The sequence below is a fragment of the Duganella radicis genome, from assembly GCF_009720825.1.
Lineage (GTDB): Bacteria > Pseudomonadota > Gammaproteobacteria > Burkholderiales > Burkholderiaceae_D > Rugamonas > Rugamonas radicis.
This window is the reverse complement of the sequence record NZ_WNKY01000025.1, coordinates 13,695-36,100: the sequence shown is the minus strand read 5'-3', so window position 1 is coordinate 36,100 and position 22,406 is coordinate 13,695. Positions and strand designations below refer to the sequence as shown.

At 62.1% G+C, this 22,406-nt stretch carries 14 protein-coding genes; 8 read left to right on the top strand and 6 right to left on the bottom strand.

The annotated features are described in order from the left end of the window. Together GM676_RS20260 and GM676_RS20255 are read left to right on the top strand one after the other, a co-directional pair. Positions 1-441, top strand: a complete 441-nt coding sequence (locus GM676_RS20260; protein ID WP_229262788.1) for a CidA/LrgA family protein — start codon at positions 1-3, stop codon at positions 439-441. Next, complete coding sequence (locus GM676_RS20255) at positions 438-1,121, top strand: LrgB family protein (protein ID WP_155465700.1); 684 nt, start codon at positions 438-440, stop codon at positions 1,119-1,121. The genes GM676_RS20260 and GM676_RS20255 overlap by 4 nt, the downstream gene beginning before the upstream one ends. Here the strand turns inward: GM676_RS20255 and axe2C are convergent. The 6 genes from axe2C to GM676_RS20225 are packed head-to-tail and all read right to left on the bottom strand — an operon-like array spanning position 1,108 to position 12,282. Next, on the bottom strand, positions 1,108-2,172 hold the full coding sequence (axe2C, locus tag GM676_RS20250; RefSeq protein WP_155465699.1) for a bifunctional acetylxylan esterase/glucomannan deacetylase AxeC2: 1,065 nt from the start codon (positions 2,170-2,172) through the stop codon (positions 1,108-1,110). The two genes, GM676_RS20255 and axe2C, sit on opposite strands and share 14 nt — an antisense overlap. A 3-nt stretch (positions 2,173-2,175) precedes the next feature. Beyond that, positions 2,176-6,294 carry a glycosyl hydrolase 2 galactose-binding domain-containing protein gene (locus tag GM676_RS20245; protein WP_155465698.1) on the bottom strand — a complete coding sequence of 1,373 codons (4,119 nt, stop codon included), beginning with the start codon at positions 6,292-6,294 and terminating at the stop codon, positions 2,176-2,178. Positions 6,295-6,296: 2 nt separating this feature from the next. Then, positions 6,297-7,499 carry a glycoside hydrolase family 27 protein gene (locus GM676_RS20240; protein ID WP_155465697.1) on the bottom strand — a complete coding sequence of 401 codons (1,203 nt, stop codon included), beginning with the start codon at positions 7,497-7,499 and terminating at the stop codon, positions 6,297-6,299. Beyond that, complete coding sequence (locus tag GM676_RS20235; RefSeq protein ID WP_229262787.1) at positions 7,496-8,818, bottom strand: glycoside hydrolase 5 family protein; 1,323 nt, start codon at positions 8,816-8,818, stop codon at positions 7,496-7,498. The genes GM676_RS20240 and GM676_RS20235 overlap by 4 nt, the downstream gene beginning before the upstream one ends. A gap of 15 nt (positions 8,819-8,833) precedes the next feature. Beyond that, the gene (locus tag GM676_RS20230) at positions 8,834-11,026 is read right to left on the bottom strand and encodes a beta-glucosidase family protein (RefSeq protein ID WP_155465696.1); all 2,193 of its coding nucleotides are present in this window, start codon (positions 11,024-11,026) and stop codon (positions 8,834-8,836) included. Further along, positions 11,023-12,282, bottom strand: a complete 1,260-nt coding sequence (locus tag GM676_RS20225; protein ID WP_155465695.1) for a sugar MFS transporter — start codon at positions 12,280-12,282, stop codon at positions 11,023-11,025. The genes GM676_RS20230 and GM676_RS20225 overlap by 4 nt, the downstream gene beginning before the upstream one ends. Positions 12,283-12,554: 272 nt before the next feature. On the opposite strand from GM676_RS20225, the gene GM676_RS20220 reads away from it, so the two are divergent. The 6 genes from GM676_RS20220 (at position 12,555) to fdnG (ending at position 22,393) form a co-directional block, all read left to right on the top strand. Next, complete coding sequence (locus GM676_RS20220) at positions 12,555-13,583, top strand: LacI family DNA-binding transcriptional regulator (RefSeq protein WP_155465694.1); 1,029 nt, start codon at positions 12,555-12,557, stop codon at positions 13,581-13,583. A gap of 2 nt (positions 13,584-13,585) precedes the next feature. After that, entirely contained in the window at positions 13,586-14,797 is a 1,212-nt protein-coding gene (locus GM676_RS20215; protein WP_155465693.1) for an AGE family epimerase/isomerase, read from the top strand. Between the two features lies 1 nt (position 14,798). Continuing rightward, complete coding sequence (locus tag GM676_RS20210; protein ID WP_155465692.1) at positions 14,799-15,707, top strand: carbohydrate kinase family protein; 909 nt, start codon at positions 14,799-14,801, stop codon at positions 15,705-15,707. A 75-nt stretch (positions 15,708-15,782) separates the two neighbouring features. Continuing rightward, positions 15,783-17,876 (top strand): TonB-dependent siderophore receptor, encoded by a 2,094-nt coding sequence (locus GM676_RS20205; RefSeq protein ID WP_155465691.1) that lies wholly within the window; start codon positions 15,783-15,785, stop codon positions 17,874-17,876. Then, the gene (locus tag GM676_RS20200; protein WP_155465690.1) at positions 17,876-19,186 is read left to right on the top strand and encodes a histidine-type phosphatase; all 1,311 of its coding nucleotides are present in this window, start codon (positions 17,876-17,878) and stop codon (positions 19,184-19,186) included. Before GM676_RS20205 ends, GM676_RS20200 begins: the two co-directional genes overlap by 1 nt. Positions 19,187-19,321: 135 nt before the next feature. Next, positions 19,322-22,393 carry a formate dehydrogenase-N subunit alpha gene (gene fdnG / locus GM676_RS20195; protein WP_155465689.1) on the top strand — a complete coding sequence of 1,024 codons (3,072 nt, stop codon included), beginning with the start codon at positions 19,322-19,324 and terminating at the stop codon, positions 22,391-22,393. Positions 22,394-22,406 lie beyond the last annotated feature (13 nt).

Below are 22,406 nucleotides of genomic sequence, written 5' to 3'. Positions count from 1 at the left end.
ATGAAACGCATGGTCTTTACATTGATGCAGGTGCTCGGGCTGATCGCGGCGTGGTATGCGGCGGATCGGGTATCTGCGTGGCTGGGATTGCCCTTCTCCGGTGGCGTGGTCGGCCTGATCGTCATGGCCGGACTGCTGCAAAGCGGCTTGCTGCGGCCAGCCGCCATCGAGCATGGAGCGGACTGGCTGCTGTCGAATATGCTGTTGTTCTTTATTCCGTTGGTGGTGTCGGTGGTACAGTTCACCGGTTTGCTGGAAGCGGAGGGCATGCGGCTATTCACCGCCATTGGCATCGGTTTTACTTGCGTGCTGCTGGCGACCGCGTTCACCGTGGAATGGGCGTGCCGCTTTGAGCGCGGCCGCACATTGCGCCGCCTGCGCCAGCGGCGGCATGCCCGTGCTCACACCGCCGGCACTTTGGCCACGGAGGCGCGGGCATGAAGCCGCTACTGTTCCTGCTGCTGACCGTGGGCCTGTTTTACGCCAATCACGCGCTACACCGGCGTTATCCGCGCTGGTGGCTAACGCCGGCCATCGCCACGTCAGCGGTACTGATCGCGGTGGTGCAATTGTCGGCCACGCCCTTCCCCGTCTACTTTGGCGACACGCGCTGGCTGTCCTGGCTACTCGGCCCGGCGACGGTGGCGTTTGCGCTGCCGATCTATCAGTATCGCGATCTGGTGAAACGCCACTGGCTGGCGCTGACGCTGGGCAGCATGGCAGGCATCATTGCATCGCTGGGCAGCACATTGCTGCTGGACCGCCTGCTTGGCCTGCACGGCAGCATCGCGCAAAGCCTGCTGGCGCGCTCGGTCTCAACGCCGTTTGCGCTGGAGGCCACGCGGCATCTGGGCGGATCGACACAACTGACTGGCTTGTTCGTGATCATTACCGGCCTGTTTGGCGTGCTGCTCGGCCAAGTGCTGCTGGCTCGCCTGCCGCTGCGCATGCGGATCGCGCGCGGTGCACCTTATGGGGCGGCGGCGCATGGTTTTGGCTTGAACAAAGCGCGTTCGATCGGCGCGCAGGAAGGCGCGGTCGCCAGCCTCACCATGATTTTCAGCGGCGTGCTGATGGTGCTGCTGGCGCCCGCGCTGGGCCATCTGCTTACCAGCGCATGACAGCGCGCACCTGCGGCAGCAGGTCGTTGACGATGTTGACGTTCTGCTCCCGGGTTGGATGGCCGTCAAGAGCGTCGCCAGGGTAGCCAGTGGAGGCGATGGCGTGCACACGCGGATCGCCCACACGCCTCACCGTCTCCACGATGTAGCTGCGCAGCGCGGCTTGCTTCTCATCGCGCAGGATGCCGCCTTCGGTCAACATGATCTGCGCTTGCGGATGATCTTTAAGCAGCATGCGCACCAGCGACACGTAAGCTGACACGTACTGCTCGCGGTCTGGTATGCCGACGGTCATGTCGTTGGTGCCGATGGCGACCAGAATGGCGTCCGGACGGTAGTCGCCCTGGTCCCATGGCACGGCGGTTGGCTGCGTCGGCAGCGCCATGTTGTAGTAGTCGGCCAGATTAAGTTCGTTGGTCTTGCCCTCCCAGGTGCGGATCAGGCCACGGCCGCCGTAGCAGACCAGCTGCACTTGCGCGTTCAATCGCTGAGCCATCAGCATGCCATAGCTGGCGCGCGGGTTGGCCCAGGAGGCGCCGGATTTTTCCCCTGCCACGCGGTCGATCGATGCGCCACAGGTGACCGAGTCACCCAGCAGGAGCAGCTTCCGCGCCGGCAGCGCTGGCGCGGGCTGCCATGTGCCGTCGGTGTCGAAGGCCAGCAGCGCGGCATTCCCCTGCCACGTTTCGGAACGGTTGACGATTTCCACCGTGTGCTTGCCAGCCGCAAGACCATCCGCCAGCACCACCGTTTGCCGCCCGGCCGCCAACCGCACCTTGCGCGCCGCGCCATCCACGATCACATCGAGATAGGTCTGGTCACCGCTGGCTTGCGCCGTCGCGCCGAGGCGCGTGCCTTCAAAGTTGACATAGAAGCTCACGCCGGGATAGCTGAACCGCACGCCGCCATCCACTTCCAACGCCACCCGCCCCATGCGCGTGACGTGCGGGTCCGCCGCGACAATCGTCGCAGCCGCCGCGCTGGCCGGCGGCCAGGCGGTCATGGTGATTAGCAGCGCCATGATGGGCGCAACGGCGAGTCGTAATCGCATGGTTTACTCCATCAGTTTGCGAATATCCGGCAGCATGGCGTCGGACCAGATCTGATAGCCCTTGGCGGTCGGATGCAGGAAGTCAGGCATCACGTCCGGCGACAAGTCGCCGTTCGGCTGCAAGAACGATTTGCCGTAGTCGTGATACATCACTTGCTGGCCATCGCCCAGCGTTGCGATCATGCGGTTCATCTCCAGCACCTGCAAGCGCTGCGGGCTGGTTGGATACTGCCCGTACGGCAGTACCGCATTCAACAAAATACGCGACGAGGGATACAACGTGCGCAACTGCCCCACCACCGCCTTCACGCCTTCAAACGCCTCCGCCGGTGTCGCACCGCAGAAGCCCAGGTTATTCACGCCGATGGTCAGCACCACCAACTTCGGATGCAGCTTCTCCGCGTGTCCGTTCTGCAGGCGCCACAGCACATTGCCTGTATGATCCCCGCCGATGCCGAAGTTGGCCGCGCGCCAGCCGCCGAAAGACTTCCGCCACACCTGCTGGTTCCAGCCCTCGGTGATCGAATCGCCAACGAACAGCAGATCGACATCGCCCTTGTCGGCCACCGCCACATCTTCATTGAACATCTGCCGCCACTTCTCGCGCGACATCCAGTGATAGTCGATCTTGCGCGGCTCCGGCGTCAGGCTGCACGCCGCGCCGTCGCCGGCCAGACCGGACTTGCCATCCACCGCCAGCGACTGCGGCGCCACATTCCAGCCGCGCAGCTCCAGCTTCACATCACCTTCCGTCTTGAAGACCGCCTTCACTTGGCGGCTTTCGCCCGGCGGCAGCGTGACGTAGTTGTCCGAGTAGTAGACCGGCAGCACGCGCGTGCCGTCCGCCTTCAACAAAGTCAGCTTGCCACCCAACGCCGGTGCGCCGTTACGGTTTAGCAGCGTGACTTCCAGCTGACGCTCGCCTTCCTTCTCCGCCTTGCCCCAGCGTGCCGCCACGCTCAGCGGAACTTGCGGCAGCTGGTTCAGTGCCTGACGATCCTGCGGCGTTGCGCTCGGCCAGTAGATATTTTGCGAAACGATCTGATTGCCCGCATCGCGCAAGCTCAAACGTACAATCAGTAGCTTATGCCGCGCCAGCAGCGCATCGAGGCCAATGTCCAGTGGTGCGGACACGCCGCCCGCAGGCGCCGACACAGGCACGTTGGTACCGCCTACCAGTTTGCCCTCCACCGTCCACGCCACCCAGGTCAATGTGGCGCCATTCAAGGCGGCTTGCGGATTGTTGACCACCACCACGCGATGATCCGGCAGATTCATTTGCACGTGCACCGGCTCGGCGGCGCTTTTCACGCCGTAGAAAGCCGCATGTGTATCGTAATCGTGGCTGAGGATCTGCCACATGGTGCTTGGCCAGGCCGGCTGCGTCATCCACAGCATGCGGCCCGAGTTCTGTGTCCACAGGCCGGCGTTCATGCCTTCGAAGATGGCGCGATGGCTCTCGTAGTTCATCAGCTGCGCCTTGCGCTCGAAGTCCGCCAACGACGCTGGCGCACCGTACTCCGTCTCCATCGCCTGATTGAAGGTCTTCACGCCGCCATTACCGTCAGGATGCCAGTCGTGATACGCCACCGTGTCGCCCAGCGGCCACTGATCGGTCGCCGGCACCGCCGCCTTGATCGATTCCAGCGTCGGGAAGGACTGTGTCCCCACTTCCACAGAAAAGCCTTTGGCATGATCGGTGAAGTAACTGGCGGCTGGCTGGTAGTTATATGGGCCGCTGTTTTGCAAGTTCACGCGATTGGAGCTGCCGGTGTACCAGCGCGTGCCATCCAGCTTGTAGATCATGGCTTCCAGCTGCTCGTTCAGCACCGGCTGCGGCACGCCTTCATTGCGGCCGAACCACAGCACCACCGACGGGTGATTGCGGTAGCGCTGCACTACGTCGCGGGCGTTTTCCATGAACAGGTTGACGTCCTGTGGCTCCAGGTTGTAATCCTGCGTCGAGGCCCAGAAGTCATTCAACACCATCAGGCCGTATTCGTCGGCGAGGTCGAAAAAGGCGTCTTCGGTGTTCTGTCCTACCCAGTTGCGGATGATGTTGACGTTGGCCTCGCGATGCAGCCGGAAGTAAGGTTCCAGCCGTTCGCGTTCGACGCGCTTGCGCCAGTCTTCCGTGCCCCAGTTGCCGCCGCGCGCAGCAATGCGCACGCCATTCACTTTGATGACGAGGAAGGGGCTGAGCGTGGTGTCGGACAGCGCCTTGATGGCGGCGGTACCGTCGGCTTCCGCGCGCAGGCCGGTGGCCCAGTTGTTGTCCGCCAGCTTCTTGATCGCCTGATGGCGGCCGTCGGTGATGCGCACGCCCAATTCACGGCCTTTGGTGAAGTCGGCTTCCACGCGGCGCAGATGGCCGCTCTGATCGACCAGAGACAGCTCGTAGGTCACCGCGCGCACGCCGAAGCGGGTATTGCTGGCGTCGGAAAGCTGCTTGCCCTGCACGGCTTCCAGTTTCAGTTCGTGCAGGTCTGGCGCGCCGTAGCCGTTGGGCCACCAGAGTTTGGGCTTATTCAGCGTCAGCTTGTCGAAGCGGACGGTTTGCTGGCCAGGCGCCAGCGTAATTTCCTTCGTGACGACGACAGGTTTCATGCTGCCATCGCAGCGCGTGATGGTGGCGCGCACGATGGTGCGCTGCGCGGTCTTCGACAGGTTGGTGACCGGGACCTCGATATTGATGTCCGCTTCGCTGTTGTCGGCTTTCGGCAGCGCGGTGATGATGTGGGCATCGCCTAATTTCAGGTCGTGCGTGGTGTGCAGGATGACGTCCTGCCACAAGCCGGTGTTGCGGTCACGGACGGAGGGTATCCAGTCCCAGCCCTCGGAGGCGATGAAGGTCGGGCCGTCTTGCGCCAGCGTGCCGCCGTTTTCACCGACGCCGGCGGTCATCGATTCTTCCTGCGGGATGCCAGGATGCGGTGGCGGCGAGACCTTCACGGCGATGACGTTCTGGCCCTTGGTCTTCAGGTAAGGGCTGATGTCGAAGGTACCGCGTACAAAGGCGCCTTTCATGCCGCCCAGTTTGCGGCCATTAATCCACACCTCGGCTTCGTAGTTGACGCCTTTGAAGGTGACGAACAGGTGTTGGCCTGTTTTGAAACCGGCCGGCAGTTCGAATGGACTGCGATACCAGTAGTCCTGTTTATTCAGCTGCTCTGGAATGGCGAGGTTGTTCAGGCCATAGTCCGGGTCCGGGTAGACGCCCCGGTCCACCAGCGTGGTGAGGACGGTGCCGGGTGTGGTGGTGACGTACCAGCTGTCAGCATTAAATCCGGCCGAGGAGATCTGCTCCGGCGTGGCGCGGACTTCGGGAGCCGCTTGCAACTTCCAGGATTTGAGCGTCCAGAGATTGAAGGCGTTCTGTGCGAGCGCGGGGCCGGCGTAGGCTGGCCTGGCGACAGGCGCTTGCAGAGGACTGCCGGATTTCGGCAGCGTCCACGGATCTTGCGGGGCGAGCTGGCCGTACATCTGGCGTACCTGAATCGGCCACGAAGGGCTGCCGGTTTCGAAGTTGATCAGCGCGTCCTTGGGCGGCGTGGCCGCTGCCGCGCGCACCGCGCCAGCATCCAGCGCCGAGCCGATGACGACAAATTCCGCAATGCGCCCCGCATAGCCAGTCAACGCCTTGCTGCGCGGGCCAAGCGAAACTTGCGCCACCGCCCCGCTCCCGGCAGCCGTCGCGCCAAGCGCCACGTCGCGCTGGGTGATGGGGGCGCCGTTGGCGTAGAGGGTCATTTGCTTGCCGTCGTAGCTGGCGGCGAGGTGGGTCCACGCGTTGGGCGCAAGCGTCAGTGGCGAGAGCACTTCCACGCCGTAGCCGCAGAAACCGAACTTGCCATCCACGCTGCACAGGAACCATCCCGTTCCCGCCTGAGCGCCCGACACGCCGGCGATCAGCGTGCGCCCTGCCGCCGGCTCGCTCGATTTGAACCAGCCACTCAAGCTAAACGGCTGTACCGCCACCGTGCCAAAGATCTCTCCTTGTGCCGGCTTCTTGAGCAAACCATCACTAGCCGAAGGGAATTCAGCGTTATAAGGCCCCCACTGCGTTCCTGCCTGCGCCGCCGTGGAGGCCAAAGCCATCAACACCAACAACTTGCGATTCATGTTTATCCTCGCGCCTTCAGGCGCAACAACAGCACACTATGCGGCGCGACTTTCGCTTCCAGCTTGCGGGAAGTGTCGCCGGACTTTCCGCTCCAGACCTCACGCCAGTTGTAGACGGCCTTCTTGAAATCGATCTCGCGCTTGCTGACATCATCACTGACGAAATGCGCCTTCCAGTCGTAATTCAATGACGCTGGCTGTTCACCACGGTTCAGCACCGCCACAGCCCATTCACCATCCGCCATCGGCTTGGCCCAGTACTCCAGCTGTCCAGTCGACAGGAACTTCCAGGCCGGAATCCCCAGCTTGTCCTGATTGATGGCGATGACATCGCGATTGCTCAGGATGCGGCGCGTGGCCTCAGGCATGCTGCGCAAGTCATTCCCCAGAATGAGCGGCGACGCCAGCATGGCCCATAGCGCGAAGTGCGCGCGGTCCTCGTCCTCCGTCATGCCCATGCCGACTTCCAGCATGTCCATGTCGTTCCAGTGCCCCGGCCCGGCATACTTGCGCAAACCGGCTTGCTTGTCGAGGATGCGCATCACGCCATAGCGCGCAAACGAATCGTGATTCAGCTCGCAATCCCAGCACGGATAGATATCGCCGGTGGTGCGCCACGAGTGGCCGATATCCTTGGCCCACTCCCAAGGCTTGTTGTCGCCCCACTCGCACATGCTGAACAACATTGGCCGGCCCGCACTGCGGATGGCGTCACGCATGGTGGTGTAGGCGCCGACCGCGCTCAGGCCCTTGCTGTCGCACCAGTCGTACTTGACGTAATCCACGCCCCAACGGGCATAGGTAATCGCATCCTGATACTCGTGCCCACGGCTGCCCGGATGGCCGCCGCAGGTGGTGGCGCCAACGTCCGAGTAGATGCCCAGCTTGAGACCCTTGCTGTGCACATAGTCCGCCAGCGCCTTCATACCGGACGGGAAGCGTTCCGCATTGGGGTGGATCACGCCATCCTGGTCACGCTTGCCGTGCCAGCAGTCGTCGATGTTGACGTATTCGTAGCCGGCATCCTTGAGCCCCAGCTTCACCATGGCGTCCGCCGTGTCGCGGATCAGCTGTTCGTTGATGTCGCAGGCGAAGGAATTCCAGCTGTTCCAGCCCATCTGCGGCGTGGCGGCCAGGCCCTCGAACTTCTGGGCATGCGCGCCCGCGCTGGCGGCCAGCGCCAGCAGGATCAGTGCGCGCTTCATCGTTTAATCCCGTGCAGACGGTCGGCGTATTCTTTGATCAGCAGCAGCGACGTCACGTCCGAATCAAAGACCGAATACAGGCCCTGCTCTTCCTGCGGCGGGTCGCCGACGAAGTCGTTACCCGGCTTCCACCAGTAGTCCGCATTGGCCGCGCGGCCAGCGCCGCCCCATGCCCAGAAATTGAAGCCGGCAATCGGATCGCCCTTGGCGGCGCGGGTGGAGACAATCTCGAACACTTCACGATAGAAGCGGTCGCGGATCTTGGTGGTGGCCTTGATGCTGAACGACGGGCCGTCGCGGTCCAGGCCAAATTCTTCCAGCACGATAGGCTTGCCCAGTTTCTTCGCCAGTTCGATGTGCGAATTCAGGTAGTCGCGGCTCTTCGAGATGGCGTTATCCCAGGTGCCGCCCGGGTTGTTGGAGTCGAACCAGCTCCAGTTCTTCGGCCACAGGTGATAGGTCAGGTAGTCGATATTTTTCGTGCGGTGTGCGTCCAGATACAGCTGCGCATCCTGCGCCGAACCGGCCAGGCCTTCGCTGCCGCTGCTGACCAGGTGATTCTTGTCCAGGCTATGGATATAGCCCGCCACCTCGTCCACCCACTTGACGTAGACCGCCTTCTCCTCCGGCGTTGCCTTGCTATTGCCCGGGCGCGGCTCGTTCGCCAACTGCCATGACAGGATGTGCGTATCCTCGCTATACGGCTTGCCGGTAATCGTGTTCACACGCTTGACGATGCTGGCGATGACCTTGCGGTACTCAGCCTGCGCGGCGGCGCTGCGGTAGAAACCCGCGGTCTTCTGCATATAGGTCTCGTAGTCCTTGGTCACGTTCGGGTCCAGCGCCGGCGTGCCTTCGAACCAGTTCAGGTACTGCGTCATGCCACCCGACCATTGCCAGAAGTTGTTCAGGTAAAGCACCACGGTCATGTCGCGCTTCGCCACTTCGGCCATCAGGAAATCCAGGCCAGCCAGCAGGTTTTCATCGTACTGGCCTGGCGCGTTGGTGGTGGCCGGGCTGACGGCGCTCTTCATCTCGGTTTTCTCGGATACCGCCAACACACGCAGGTTATTGATACCGATGGCTTTCATGTTGTCCAGCTCTTTCAGCAGGCGTGCGCGTTCACCCACGCCGCTGGCCGCGCCGAGATAACCGCCGTACCAGAAGTTGGCGCCGGCGATGTAGTAGGCCTGTCCCTTGCGGGCAAAGTGCGTGTTCTTGACGGTGACGAAGTCGCTCTTGGCGGCCGGTGCCGCTTCAACGATGCCAACGGCGCCAATCATCATGGCGGCGGCGCAGAATTTGTACAGTTGTTTCAAGTCTCGCTCCTTGGTTTATTTGCCTGCCACGTTCAGCGTACGCTGCGGCAGTTGTACAGTGATGCTGGCGGCTTTGGCGTCTGCCGCGTCATGCGCCAGCAGTACCTTGTAGCCGCCCTTGGCGATACGCCAGGTCTTGCTGCGACTGTCGAACATGCCCAGCAGACGCGGATCGACCGTCACGCTGACTTGCTTGCTCTCGCCCGGCGCCAGTTCCACCTTGTCCCAACCGGCCAGGCGCTTGGGCGCTTCCCACTTGGCGTTCAGCGGCGACACATACAGCTGCGGTACGTCCTTGCCTTTCACCGCACCGGTATTGGTGATCTTGAAGCTGACCGACAGCTTGCCATCTTTCTGATTCGCCGTCAGGCCCGAATACGCGAACTGCGTGTACGACAAGCCGTGACCGAACGGGAACAACGGTTTCAGGCCCTTGAGGTCAAACCACTTGTAGCCGACCGCCGCGCCTTCGTGATAATTAACGGTGAAGCGCACGGCTTCGTTCTTCGGATCGCCATCCAGCTTAGGACGCGGCAACTGGCTCTCGGACGCGGGAAAGGTCGCCGGCAAGTGACCCGATGGATTCACTTCGCCAAACAGCACGCGCGCAATCGCCTCGCCACCGCTGGTGCCTGGATACCACGCTTGCAGAATGCCCGCCGCCTGATCCACCCATGGCATCAGCACCGGGCCGGAAGTCTCCAGCACCACCACGGTTTTAGGATTGGCCTTGGCCACCGCGCCGATCAGCGCATCCTGATTGTCCGGCAGCGCCAGCGACACCGCGTCCAGCGCTTCGCCCACCCACTGCTGGGCGAACACCAGCACCACATCCGCGCCCGCCGCGGCTTGCGCGGCGGCGCCAGGATCACTGCCATCGTTGAACACCACTTGCGCACCCGGCGCGCGCGCCTGTATCGCCTTCATCGGCGAGGATGGGTGATACACCACAGGCCCCGGCCACGAAGTCGGCGCGATGCCCGGCACCGCATTGCCACCGATCGGATACACCAGCGACGAACCGCCGCCGGCCAGCACGCCCACATCCGCATGCGCGCCGATGATGACGATTTTCTTCGCGCCCGCTTTCAGCGGCAACACATTGCCAGCATTTTTCAGCAGGACCATGCCCTCTTCCGCATCGGCGCGGCTGACCAGATTGTGGGCGGTGTAATCGATCGCGCCGCCTTCCGCCACCGGATTGTCGACCACGCCCTTGTCGAACATGGCGCGCAGCACGCGGAACACCATGTTGTCGAAGCGCGCTTGCGATACGTGGCCATTGGTCACAGCCTCCTCCAGCGCGCCGCCGAAGTATTGCGACTTGTCGAACTCCCAGCCCGATTGCTGATCCAGGCCGGCATTGGCCGATTCCACCGTGCTGTGCGTCGCGCCCCAGTCGGTCATGACGTAGCCTTTGTAGCCCCAGTCTTTTTTCAGAACCTGATTCAGCAGGTAGTCGTTCTCGCAGGCGTAGACGCCGTTCAGGCGGTTGTAAGAGCACATGACCGATCCGGGATCGGCTTGCTCCATCAGGAACTGGAAGGCCAGCAGGTCGGACATGCGGTTGCTGGCGTCGTCGAGGCGTGCATCCACCACAAAGCGGCCGGTCTCCTGGTCGTTCACCGCGTAGTGCTTCATGGTGGCGATGATGTTGTTCGACTGGATGCCCTTGACCTGCTGCGCCACCATGGTACCGGCCAGCAGAGGATCTTCACCCGCGTATTCGAAGTTGCGGCCATTGCGCGGCTCGCGCAGCAGGTTGACGCCGCCGGCCAGCATGACGTTGAAGCCGGAAGCACGCGCCTCGGCGCCGATCATGGCGCCACCCTGATAGGCCAGCTCGCGGTTCCAGGTGGCGGTGGTGGCCAGGCCGGATGGCAGCGAGGTGCGCTCGCGCGGGGTCTTGGTGGCCTGCGTCGCCACGCCCAGACCGGCATCGGTTTCAAACAGCGCCGGCAGGCCGAGACGCGGCACGCCCTCGATGTAGCCGGCCGAGAAAGGCAGCGCGGCCGGATGCTTCTTGGTTTTGTTGGCAAAGTCCGAACCGAAGTGGCCCAGCACCCAGCGCAGCTTTTCCTGCTGCGTCATCGCCTGCAAAGCCAGTTCGGCGCGCTTGTCGGCGCTCAGCGATTTGTCCATCCATGGTTCCGCCGCTTGTGCCGACATTGCGGCCAAAGCGAGCGCGATCGCCAGTTTCAACTTCATACAGTCTCCTTGTTGTTATACATGCCAGCATACTTCAAACCGAAATAGAGGATAAAGGTATAGCAGGCCGCAGGCACGAAGAACGACCATTGCAGGCCGATGGTGTCCGCCAGCAGGCCTTGCGCGAACGGCACCAGCGCGCCGCCGACGATGGCCATGCACAGAATGCCAGAGGCCTGGCCGGTCTGCTTGCCCAATTTGTGCAACGCCATGCTGAAAATGGTTGGGAACATGATGGAGTTGAACAGGCCCACAGCGATGATCGACCACATGGCCAGTTGGCCGTGACCGAAGATCGCGGTCAGGATCAGGATGATGGATGCGGCCGAGTTGAAGGCCAATGCCTTGCCCGGGCTGACGTAGCGCATCACGGCGAAGCCGATGAATCGGCCCACCATGGCGCCGCCCCAGTAATAGCTGACGTAGTGTGCGGCCGCGCCGGCCGGCAGGCTGGCCACGTTGGCGTCGCCAAGGAAGTTGATCAGGAAGCTGCCGATGCTGACCTCACCGCCCACGTACAGGAAAATGCCGATGGCACCCAGCAGCAGGTGGCGGTGCGCCAGCACGCTGGTTTCCACGCTGGTGGCGACATCGTCGTCGGCGTGGCTGATCTTCGGCAGGCGCACCAACGCAAACAGCAAGGCCAGCGCCAGCAGTGCACCGGCCAGCGCCAGATACGGACCTTGCACCGCCGCCGCTTCTTCGGCCTTGGTGCGCACCACATTGGTCACGCCTTCCGACAGAATCAGCATGCCGCCCAGTGCCGGTGCGATGGTGGTGCCCAGCGAGTTGAAAGCCTGGGTCAGCGTCAGGCGGCTGGAGGCGGTGGCCGGTGCGCCCAGCACCGTCACATAAGGGTTGGCGGCGACCTGCAAGATGGTGATGCCGCTGGCCAGCACGAAGAACGCCAGCAGGAACAAGGCGTAGCCACTCATCGAGGCCGGGAAGAACAGCGCGCAGCCGGCGGCCGCCAGCACCAGGCCACTGACCGCGCCGCGCTGGTAGCCGATCTTCTTGATCAGCATTCCCGCCGGCAGCGAGACGATGAAGTAGGCGCCGAAGAAGCAAAACTGCACCAGCATGGCCTGCACATAGTTAAGTGTATAAATCGATTTCAGATGCGGAATCAGCACATCGTTTAGCGATGTCAGTAGACCCCACATGAAGAACAGCAGTGTGATGATGACCAGCGGGACGGTGTTGCCGCCTTCCGTATGGCCGTGCGGGCGCAAAGTTGCGGATGCAACGTGTTCCATAGATGTCTCCTCGTATGGATGGTTTTATATTAATGAAAAGATTCTGCATAGTTGTCGCCATACGGTCAAACAACATGCGATTTTTGGTCGCAGTTTAGCCATCTTCACTAAACACGCCAATCCCGGAGAGACGCGGTGTTGCGTGCTACAAGCCACGCTAAAACTATCATGTTTAGTAAATTGCGCTAAACTCAAAGGGGAACTTGACTTGTCGTTTGACCGTCAATAGACGCCTATGCAAGACTGCATTCACACGAGGAGACATAACAAAAATGGGCACGAACGTAACGATCAGGGATATCGCCCGAGTCGCTGGCGTATCGGCGGGGACAATTTCACGCGCGTTGAAGAATGAGCCCGGCCTGACCGAAGCGACACGCCAGATGGTATTGGAGACGGCGCGTGAGCTGGGCTACGACTTTTGCAAGCTGCGGCCGAAGCGCCTGCGGCGCCTGACCTTCCTTCTGCACCGCCAGCACAACACGGCGTCCAGCAGCCCCTTTTACTCGCCGGTGCTGCATGGTGCGGAAGAAGCTTGCCGCAAGCAAGGCATTGTGCTGTCCTTCATGGCGGTGGGTCCGGCCGATGGCCTGATCGACCAGATTCGCATGCATGCGCCGGACGGCATTGTGTGCGCAGGATTCTTTGAGCCGGAAACGCTGAGCGCCTTGCGCTCGACCGGCAAGCAGCTGGTGCTGATCGATATGAAGCTGCGCGGTTACAGCTCGGTCAATCCGGACAATATGATGGGCGGCTACCTGGCGACCAAGCATTTGATCGACACTGGCCGCACGCGCGTCGGCTTCATCTCCGGCCCGTTGGCGCACTACTCGATCCGCGAGCGCGCACGCGGCTACCGGCAGGCGTTGTTCGAGGAAGGCATCCTGGCTGATCCGCGGCTGGATGTCTGCCTGCCGGACGGCGTGGATCTGGAAACCGGCGCATGGGAAGCCATGGAGCAGTTGCTGGATCTGCCGCATCCGCCCGACGCGGTGTTCTGCTACAACGACAGCGCCGCGCTGGTCGCCATGCGCTGCTGCCTGGCACGGGGATTGAAGGTCCCGCACGATATTGCCATCGTCGGTTTCGACGATATTTCGACCGCCGTGCTGGGACACCGCCCCCTGACCACGCTGCGCATCGATAAAAAAGCTTTGGGCGCGTTGGGCGTGGAATTACTGCTCAACGGCCCGCATGAAGTACCGGTGGAGAAAACCTCGCCGGTGGAGTTAATTATCCGCGCCAGCACTGTGCTTGACGGTTGGCGCCCCAAGAACCTGGTAACTTTCAAACGGACCTGAAGATGGCCCCTGATTTCCGATCCCGCACCACCCTGCTGAACCACATTCGCCACACCAAGCATTTTTACGATGTCCGCTGCACCGATCCTAGCGGCGGCCTGTATCACTTCTACAAGGACGATGGCACGGTCTACGATGCGCACACGCGCCATCTGGTCAGCAGCACGCGCTTTGTCTTTAACTATGCGATGGCGTGGCGGCAGTTCGGTGATGCGGAAGATCGGCAGCGCCTGCGCCATGCGCTGGCCTTCCTGCGCGATGCGCACCGCAATCCGGCCACCGGCGGCTATGCGTGGCAGCTGGAATGGAAGAATGGCGAAGGCCGCGTCACCGACGGCACCAATCACTGCTACGGCCTGGCCTTCGTGCTGCTGGCCTACAGCCACGCGCTGATGGCCGGCGAAACCCAGGCCGCGCCATGGATCGCCGAAACCTTTGAATTGATGGAACAACGCTTCTGGGACGCCAGGTATGGCTTGTACGCCGACGAAGCCAGCGCCGACTGGTCGCACCTCGACGGCTATCGCGGCCAGAACGCCAATATGCACGCCTGCGAAGCGCTGATCGCGGCGTTTGAAGCCACCAACGACCGCGCCTACCTGCTGCGCGCCGAAACGCTGGCGCACAACATCGCCGTGCGCCAGGCAGCGCTGGCCGACAACATGGTGTGGGAACACTATCATTCCGACTGGACGGTCGATACGGAATACAACCGCCACGACAAGAGCAATATCTTCCGTCCGTGGGGCTACCAGCCAGGCCACCTGACCGAGTGGGCCAAGCTGCTATTGCTGTTGGAGCGCCATGGCGCGCATCTCGCCAACAATCCGAACTGGCTGCTCCCGCGCGCGGTGGAGCTGTTCGATGCGGCGCTGGCCAAGGCATGGGACCATGAACACGGCGGCATCTACTACGGCTTCGCGCCGGACAGCAGCATTTGCGACAATCTCAAATACTTCTGGGTGCAAGCCGAAAGCCTGGCCACCGCCGCCCTGCTGGCCGACCGCACCGGCGAAGCGCGCTACTGGACCTGGTACGACAAAATCTGGGCTTACAGCTGGGAGCATTTCGTCGATCACGAGCACGGCGCATGGTATCGCATCCTCGGCGCGGACAACAGCAAGCTGACCGACGAGAAAAGCCCGGCCGGCAAGGTGGATTACCACACCATGGGCGCCTGCTATGAAGTGCTGAATGTGCTGAAGAAGGACTGAGATGAGCTTTCCCTTGTTTGTAGCGGCAGGCGAAGCGCTCACCGATATGGTGGTGCAGGACGCGGCACAACAGAACTGGGCCAGCCTGACCGGCGGCTCGACCTGGAATGTGGCGCGTACCATGGCGAAGCTGGATGTGCCGACCGCGTTTGCGGGCGCCATCAGCAAGGACGTTTTCGGCGATGCGCTATGGCGCGCGAGCGAAGCGGCACGGCTCGACCTTCGCTTCCTGCAGCGCTATGAGCGCGCGCCGCTGCTGGCCATCGTGCACCGCACCGATCCGCCGGCCTACTTCTTCATCGGCGACGACAGCGCCGATCTGCATTTCGATGCGGCGCAACTGCCGGAAGGCTGGCGCGCGCACTGCAAATGGGTGCATTTCGGCGGCATCAGTCTGGCGCGCCAGCCGCTGGCGGGCAAGTTGGTGGCGCTGGCCGAACAGCTCAAGCGAGATGGCATCCGCATCAGCTACGATCCTAACTATCGGCTGCTGATGGATGCAAGCTACGACGCCACGCTGCGCCGCATGACCGAGCTGGCGGATGTGGTCAAGGTATCGGAAGAGGACCTTGAAGGCCTGTTCCGTACCAAGGACATCGAAGGCGCTTTCGCCACCCTGCGCAGCTGGAATCCGGATGCGACCTACCTGTACACCAAAGGCGGCGCCGGCGCTTCGCTGCACATCGGCGAGCATTCCTGGTCTCAGGCCGCGCCGCAAATCACCGTGGTGGACACGGTGGGCGCAGGCGACGCCAGTATCGCCGCGCTGGCATGGAGCATGATGCACCGTGCCGACGCCACGCCTTTGCAGCATCTGCAATTCTCGGTGGCGGCCGGCGCGGCGGCCTGCCTGGGCGCCGGTGCCTCACCACCATCGCTGGCGGACATCCACAACCTTACGAACTTGTAATGTTGTTCGTCACGAGGGTGTAACACAGGACCAATACGATGGCGGGCTTTACCAGCCAACCATCGTCAGGTTCTCATGTCTCCGAAAACTCCTTTCGCTCCATCCCGTCTGCAACTCGCACTTGCCGCCGCCGGCCTGTGCGCCCTCCACTTCTCCGCCATGGCGGAAGATGTGGGCGGCGCGCTGTCCACGGTGGAAGTGAAGGCCACCGTCGAGAAGAAAAAGCTCGGCGATAGCGTGAGCAGCGGCGCTTTGGGCCGCAAGTCGGAGCTGGATACGCCCTTCTCCACCAAGGCCGTCTCCAGCGAGGAAATCGAAGACCGTCTGGCGACCAGCATTTCCGAAGTGCTGAAATATGACGCCTCGGTGACGGCCATCTCGCCGCCAATCTCCACCCACCCTGCCACCATCCAGATGCGCGGCCTGCGCCTCGATGACCTGAATGGCTACAAGGTCAATGGCCTGGCCAACATTAATCGCGGCACCGAAATGCCGCTCGAGATGTTTGAGAGCGTGGAAGCGCTGAAAGGCCTGACCGGTTATATGTACGGCTTCGGTTCGCCAGGCGGCATCGTCAACTATGTCAGCAAGCGTCCGACCACCAGCCAGAGTTTCAGCGCGGCGATGGGTTATCAGGAAGGTGGCGCAATCAAGGAACATATCGATACCGGCGGTCGTCTCGGCGAAGAAGGCGGCTTTGGCTATCGTCTGAACCTGCTGCATGAAGACGGCGACCTGAAACAGGAAAGCGGTTCGATCAAGCGCAATGCCGCCGGCCTGAATCTGGAATGGCGCGTCACGCAGGATCTGGCACTGACCTATGACGCGATCTACCAGCGCCGCCGCAGCGTCGGCGGTACGGACGTCGTCATCGCGCCGGCCTACAAGATTCCAAAGCCGATTGACGGCGACAGCAAGCTGAATAGCATCGGCGCCGGCAGCGACGTGGAATACACGCTGGCCACCACCGGTATCGAATACCGCATTGCGCCGCAGTGGGTGGCCAATGCCTCCTACCGTACCTCGGACTCCACCCGCGTGTACAAGAAAGATCAGTACTACATCACCAGCAACGCCGGCGACTACAAGGACCGCGTGACTTCGGAACTGCACGGCTACCACTTCGATCAGGTGCAGGCCACCATCAACGGCAGCTTCGATAGCAACGAGATCGTGTTCGGTGTGATGTCGCAGAATCTGGTGTCGACGTCCTCGGTGGTGACGCCGAAGGCGTATCTGGGCACTGGCAATCTGTATGCACCAACCATCATCAACGTCTGGGGCACCAATTACAGCGGCGGCATCTACCGCGACGAGACCACGCGCCAGGACGCGGTGTTTGCCAGCGACACGCTCAAGCTGGGCAACAACTGGTCTGTGGTGGGCGGCTTGCGCTACACGCAGTTCGTCGACAACGCATTCTCGACCAAAGGCGCCTTGACCGCCCAGTACACGGCCAACAAGACCACGCCGACCGTGGCGCTGATGTACAAGCCGGCCGCCGACACCACGCTGTATGCCAGCTATGTGGAAGCGCTGGAACAAGCGGCCAACGCACCGACGTCCACCGTCAATGCCAACCAGACCTTCGCACCGATCAAGAGCAAGCAGTCGGAATTCGGCGTGAAGACGGAGCGCAGCTGGTGGAACGCCACCGCCTCGCTGTTCCGCATCGAACGCGGTGCGCAGTACACCAATGCCGCCAATGTGTACGTGCTGGATGGCCAGACCAAGTATCAGGGCCTGGAATTCAATACCGTGGTGCAGGCCGCGAAGAATGTGTCGATCGAAGGCGGTATCATGCTGCTGGACGCGACGCTGGAAGATGCGGCGCCGGGTTACAGCGGCAAGCGTGCGGTAGGTGCGCCGCGCCGTCAGGCTTCGGTGCAGGCGACTTGGCGCGAGGTGCTGCCAGGGCTGGCGCTGCACGTGGGCAGCCAGTATCTGGGCGAACTGCCGATGGATGCGGCCAACGTCAACACCCTGCCGGCTTACACGCTGTTTGATGCGGGCTTCAACTATCGCCACCGCTATTTCGGCAAGATGATCAGCGTGCGCGCGAATATCTCCAACATCGCCAACCGCAGATACTGGACTTACTATCAGGAGAACTACCTGAACATCGGCGCGCCGCGCACTGCCAGCGTGAACGTCCGCGTGGACTTCTGATGCTTGGCCTCGCACTGTCCCTGCTGCTGTCCACCAAAGCGCCCTACGCGCCGCAGCAGGACAGCGCGAGTTACGAGGCTGCGCCAGCCGGCTACAAGGCGGTCTACACGCAAATGCTGGCGCGTCATGGTTCGCGGGGCCTCACCAGCGCCAGGACGGCGGAGTGGCTGCACGCGCTGTGGCGGCAGGCCGCCGACGCGGACGCGCTGACGCCGCTCGGCCGCGAACTGGGGCCGGACATTGAGCAGATGATGCGGGCGAACGAGTTGCTCGGCTATGGCAATGAGACGCGGCAAGGCATGCAGGAACACACGCAACTGGCCCAGCGCATGTATGCGCGCTTGCCCGTCCTGTTCCGCGACAGCCCGGTGGCGGGTAAGTCACGCCGCATTGTACTGGTCAGCTCCGGCAAGGACCGCGCGGTCGACAGCGCGGAGTTCTTCCGCGACTCGCTGGTGCAGCAGCAGCCGAGCCTCGCGCCACTGTTCGACACCGGCATCGACCGCCACACGCTCTACTTCCACAAACTGAACGCCGCGCAGGACACGCTGGTCACCGAATCCAGCCTTGCCTACCAGCGCTGGGCCAAGAGCGACGAACTGCGCGCCCAAGAAGGCGTCATTCACGCGCAGCCGCAGTTACAGGCCGCCGCACAAGCCACGCTGGCGCGCCTGTTCACGCCTGCCTTCATCGCCACGCTGGCCGCCAGCCACCGCGACGCCTCCGCACCGCCCTCCGCCACCGAGGCGGCGCTGGCGCTGTACGACCTGTACGCGGCGGCGGCGGACATGCGGTACGAACTCAAGGCCGACTTCGTCAGATACATGCCGGCCACCGAAGCGCATGTTTACGCCGAAGCCGAAGACGCCGTCGCCTTCTACGAAAAAGGACCAGGCATCGCTGAAAACGGCAGCGTCACCTGGCGCATGGCCGCATCTCTGGTCGACGATTTTTTCAAGGAGGCCGACGCCATCGACCATGGCGACCTGTCGCACGCCGCCAAACTGCGCTTCGCCCACGCCGAAATCGTCATCCCCTTTGCCAGCGCGCTGGGCATCCCGGGCATGTCCGAACAACTGTCACGCGCAACGACTTACAGTTACCAGAACAGTCCATGGCGCGGCGCCCAAGTCGCGCCGATGGCCGCCAACATCCAGTGGGAACTGTACCGTAACAGTGCCGGCCGTGTACTGGTACGGATGCTGTACAACGAGCGCGAAACCGACTTCAAACCCGCATGCAGTCGTGCCAAAATCGCTCCCGCCAGCCACTTCTACGACTACCGGCAACTGAAACGTTGTTATAAATAAAACCAACATTATCAAATGCTCTATACCAAAAGGCGTTTCTGGCCGAATAGCAACAATTAATACAAATCTACGCTCGCGAATCGCTAGTTGCAGGTGCTAAACTCGGAAAGTCACCAGACAAAAAGAGAGGACACCATGAACCAGATGTCACGACGCCAGTTCCTTCGGGTGACCGGCGCGACCATCGCGGGTTCGAGCATCGCGCTCCTCGGCTTTGCACCGGCGACGGCCCTGGCCGAAGTCCGGCAATACAAGCTGGCGCGCAGCACCGAAACCCGCAACACCTGCCCCTACTGCTCCGTCGGTTGCGGCCTCCTGATGTACGGTTTGGGCGACGGCGCGAAGAACGCCTCGGCCAGCATCATCCACATCGAAGGCGACGCCGACCACCCGGTCAACCGCGGCACCCTGTGTCCCAAAGGCGCCAGCCTGATTGACTTCATCCACTCGCCGAACCGCCTGCTCGCGCCGCAGTACCGCGCGCCGGGTGCGACCGAATGGTCGCCGATGTCGTGGGATGAAGCGCTCAACCGCATCGCCAAATTGATGAAGGCGGACCGTGACGCCAACTTCATCGAGAAAACCGAAGACGGCAAAACCGTCAACCGCTGGACCACCACTGGCATGCTGTGCGCATCGGCCAGTACCAATGAAGTAGGCTACTTAACCCATAAAGCGATGCGTGCCACCGGCATGCTCCCATTCGACAATCAAGCACGCGTATGACACGGTCCAACGGTGGCAGGTCTTGCCTCGACATTTGGACGTGGTGCGATGACGAATCACTGGGTCGACATCAAGAATGCGGATGTCATCCTGGTCATGGGCGGCAACGCGGCGGAAGCACACCCTTGCGGGTTTAAATGGGTCACTGAAGCCAAGGCGCATCGCGGCGCCAAGCTGATTGTGGTCGATCCGCGCTTTACCCGAACCGCTTCGGTGGCGGACTATTACGTCCCTACCCGTACCGGTGCGGACATCGTTTTCCTGGGCGGTATCATCAACTACCTGCTCACCAACGACAAAATCCAGCACGACTACGTCCGCAATTACACGGACATGCCGTTCATCGTGCGCGAGGATTTCGCCTTTAACGACGGGCTGTATTCCGGCTGGGACGACGAGAAGAACAAGTACACCGACAAGAGCAGCTGGAACTACGAGATCGGCGACGACGGCTTTGCCAAGATCGATCCGACGCTCGAACACCCGCGCTGCGTGTACCAGCTGATGAAGAAGCACTACGCGCGCTACACGGCGGAGATGGTGGAGAAAGCCTGCGGCGTGCCGCCGGAAAAATTCCATCACGTGGCAGAGCTGCTGGCATCGACCGCGGTGCCGGGACGCGCCGCGACCATTCTGTATGCACTGGGCTGGACCCAGCACTCGACCGGCGCGGAAACGCTGCGCACCGGCGCCATGGTGCAGCTCCTGCTCGGGAATATGGGTATCGCCGGCGGCGGCATGAACGCGCTGCGCGGCCACTCCAACATCCAGGGGCTGACCGACCTTGGCCTGCTGACCAATATGCTGCCAGGTTATCTGTCGCTGCCAAGCGAGGCGGAACAGGAGTGGGATGCGTACGTGGCCAAGCGCGCGCTGAAGCCTTTGCGGCCGAATCAGCTCAGCTACTACAGCAACGCCAAGAAATTCCTGGTCTCCTTCATGAAGGCCTGGTGGGGCGACGCCGCGACCGAGGAAAACAACTACGCCTTCGACTATCTGCCCAAGCTGGATAAGCCGTACGACATGATGCAGGCGTTCGAACTGATGATTCAGGGGAAGATGACCGGCTATATCTGCCAGGGCTTCAACATCCTGGCGTCGGCACCGGACAAGCAGAAGACCACGGACGCGCTGTCCAAGCTGAAGTGGCTGGTGATCATGGACCCGTTGCAGACCGAGACATCGGAGTTCTGGAAACCGCACGGCGACTTCCACAAAGTCGACCCGGCGCAAGTTCAGACCGAGGTATTCAGCCTGCCGACCACCTGCTTCGCCGAGGAACGCGGCTCGCTGGTCAGCTCCTCGCGCGTGCTGCAATGGCACTGGCAAGGCGCCGAAGGTCCGGGCCAGTCGCGCAGCGACCTGGAAATCATGGCGGGCCTGTTCCTGCGCATGAAGAAGGCTTACCAGACCGACGGCGGCAAGTTCCCCGATCCGATTCTGAACCTGACCTGGAACTACGCCAACCCGGCCTTCCCTAGCCCGGAAGAACTGGCGATGGAGTACAACGGCAAGGCGCTGAAAGAGATCACCGATCCGAAAGATCCGACCAAAGTTATCCTGAAGAAGAACGAGCAGTTGGCGGGCTTCGCGCAATTGAAGGATGATGGCAGCACAGCTTGCGGCTGCTGGATCTTCGCCGGCTCCTGGACCGCCGCGGGCAACCAGATGGGCCGCCGTGACAACAGCGACCCATCCGGCATCGGCCAGACGCTGAACTGGGCGTGGGCCTGGCCGGCCAATCGCCGCGTGCTGTACAACCGCGCTTCCTGCGACCCGAAAGGCAAACCGTGGGACCCAACGCGCAAGCTGGTGTCGTGGAACGGCACCGCTTGGGGCGGCTACGACGTGCCGGACTTCAAAGTGGATGAACCGCCTGAAAACGGCATGGGTCCATTCATCATGCTGGCCGAAGGCGTGGCGCGCTTCTTCTCGCGCGACTCGATGGCGGAGGGACCGTTCCCCGAGCACTACGAGCCGTTCGAATCGCCGATCGGACATAACCCGCTGCATCCGAACAATCCGAAAGCCTTCAACAACCCGGCAGCGCGGATGTTCCCGAACGACCGCAAGAAGTTGGGCAAGAAGGATCAGTTCCCGCATGCGGCGACCAGTTACCGCCTGACGGAGCACTTCCACTTCTGGACCAAGCACGCGCGACTCAACTCGATTATCCAGCCGGAGCAATTCGTCGAAATCGGCGATGCGCTGGCCAAGGAGATCGGCGTGGTGCATGGCGACCGCGTGAAGGTGACATCGGGACGCGGCTACATCATCGCGAAAGCGGTGGTGACCAAGCGTATCAAGCAGTTGACCATCGATGGCAAACCGATGCACCACGTCGGCCTGCCGATCAACTTTGGCTTCAAGGGGCTCACTAAACCGGGCTACCTGGTTAACACGCTGACGCCAGTTGTCGGCGACGGCAATTCACAGACACCGGAATCGAAGTCATTCCTGGTGAAAGTGGAAAAAGCTTAACGGCCGGAGGAGA

Excerpts from the sequence above, each read along its gene's own strand:
- GM676_RS20205 (WP_155465691.1), top strand. The coding sequence starts at position 15,783 with ATGTCTCCGAAAACTCCTTTCGCTCCATCCCGTCTGCAACTCGCACTT.
- GM676_RS20200 (WP_155465690.1), top strand. The coding sequence starts at position 17,876 with ATGCTTGGCCTCGCACTGTCCCTGCTGCTGTCCACCAAAGCGCCCTAC.
- GM676_RS20225 (WP_155465695.1), bottom strand. The coding sequence starts at position 12,282 with ATGGAACACGTTGCATCCGCAACTTTGCGCCCGCACGGCCATACGGAA.
- GM676_RS20245 (WP_155465698.1), bottom strand. The coding sequence starts at position 6,294 with ATGAATCGCAAGTTGTTGGTGTTGATGGCTTTGGCCTCCACGGCGGCG.
- axe2C (WP_155465699.1), bottom strand. The coding sequence starts at position 2,172 with ATGCGATTACGACTCGCCGTTGCGCCCATCATGGCGCTGCTAATCACC.
- GM676_RS20255 (WP_155465700.1), top strand. The coding sequence starts at position 438 with ATGAAGCCGCTACTGTTCCTGCTGCTGACCGTGGGCCTGTTTTACGCC.
- GM676_RS20260 (WP_229262788.1), top strand. The coding sequence starts at position 1 with ATGAAACGCATGGTCTTTACATTGATGCAGGTGCTCGGGCTGATCGCG.
- GM676_RS20215 (WP_155465693.1), top strand. The coding sequence starts at position 13,586 with ATGGCCCCTGATTTCCGATCCCGCACCACCCTGCTGAACCACATTCGC.
- GM676_RS20210 (WP_155465692.1), top strand. The coding sequence starts at position 14,799 with ATGAGCTTTCCCTTGTTTGTAGCGGCAGGCGAAGCGCTCACCGATATG.
- GM676_RS20220 (WP_155465694.1), top strand. The coding sequence starts at position 12,555 with ATGGGCACGAACGTAACGATCAGGGATATCGCCCGAGTCGCTGGCGTA.
- GM676_RS20240 (WP_155465697.1), bottom strand. The coding sequence starts at position 7,499 with ATGAAGCGCGCACTGATCCTGCTGGCGCTGGCCGCCAGCGCGGGCGCG.
- GM676_RS20230 (WP_155465696.1), bottom strand. The coding sequence starts at position 11,026 with ATGAAGTTGAAACTGGCGATCGCGCTCGCTTTGGCCGCAATGTCGGCA.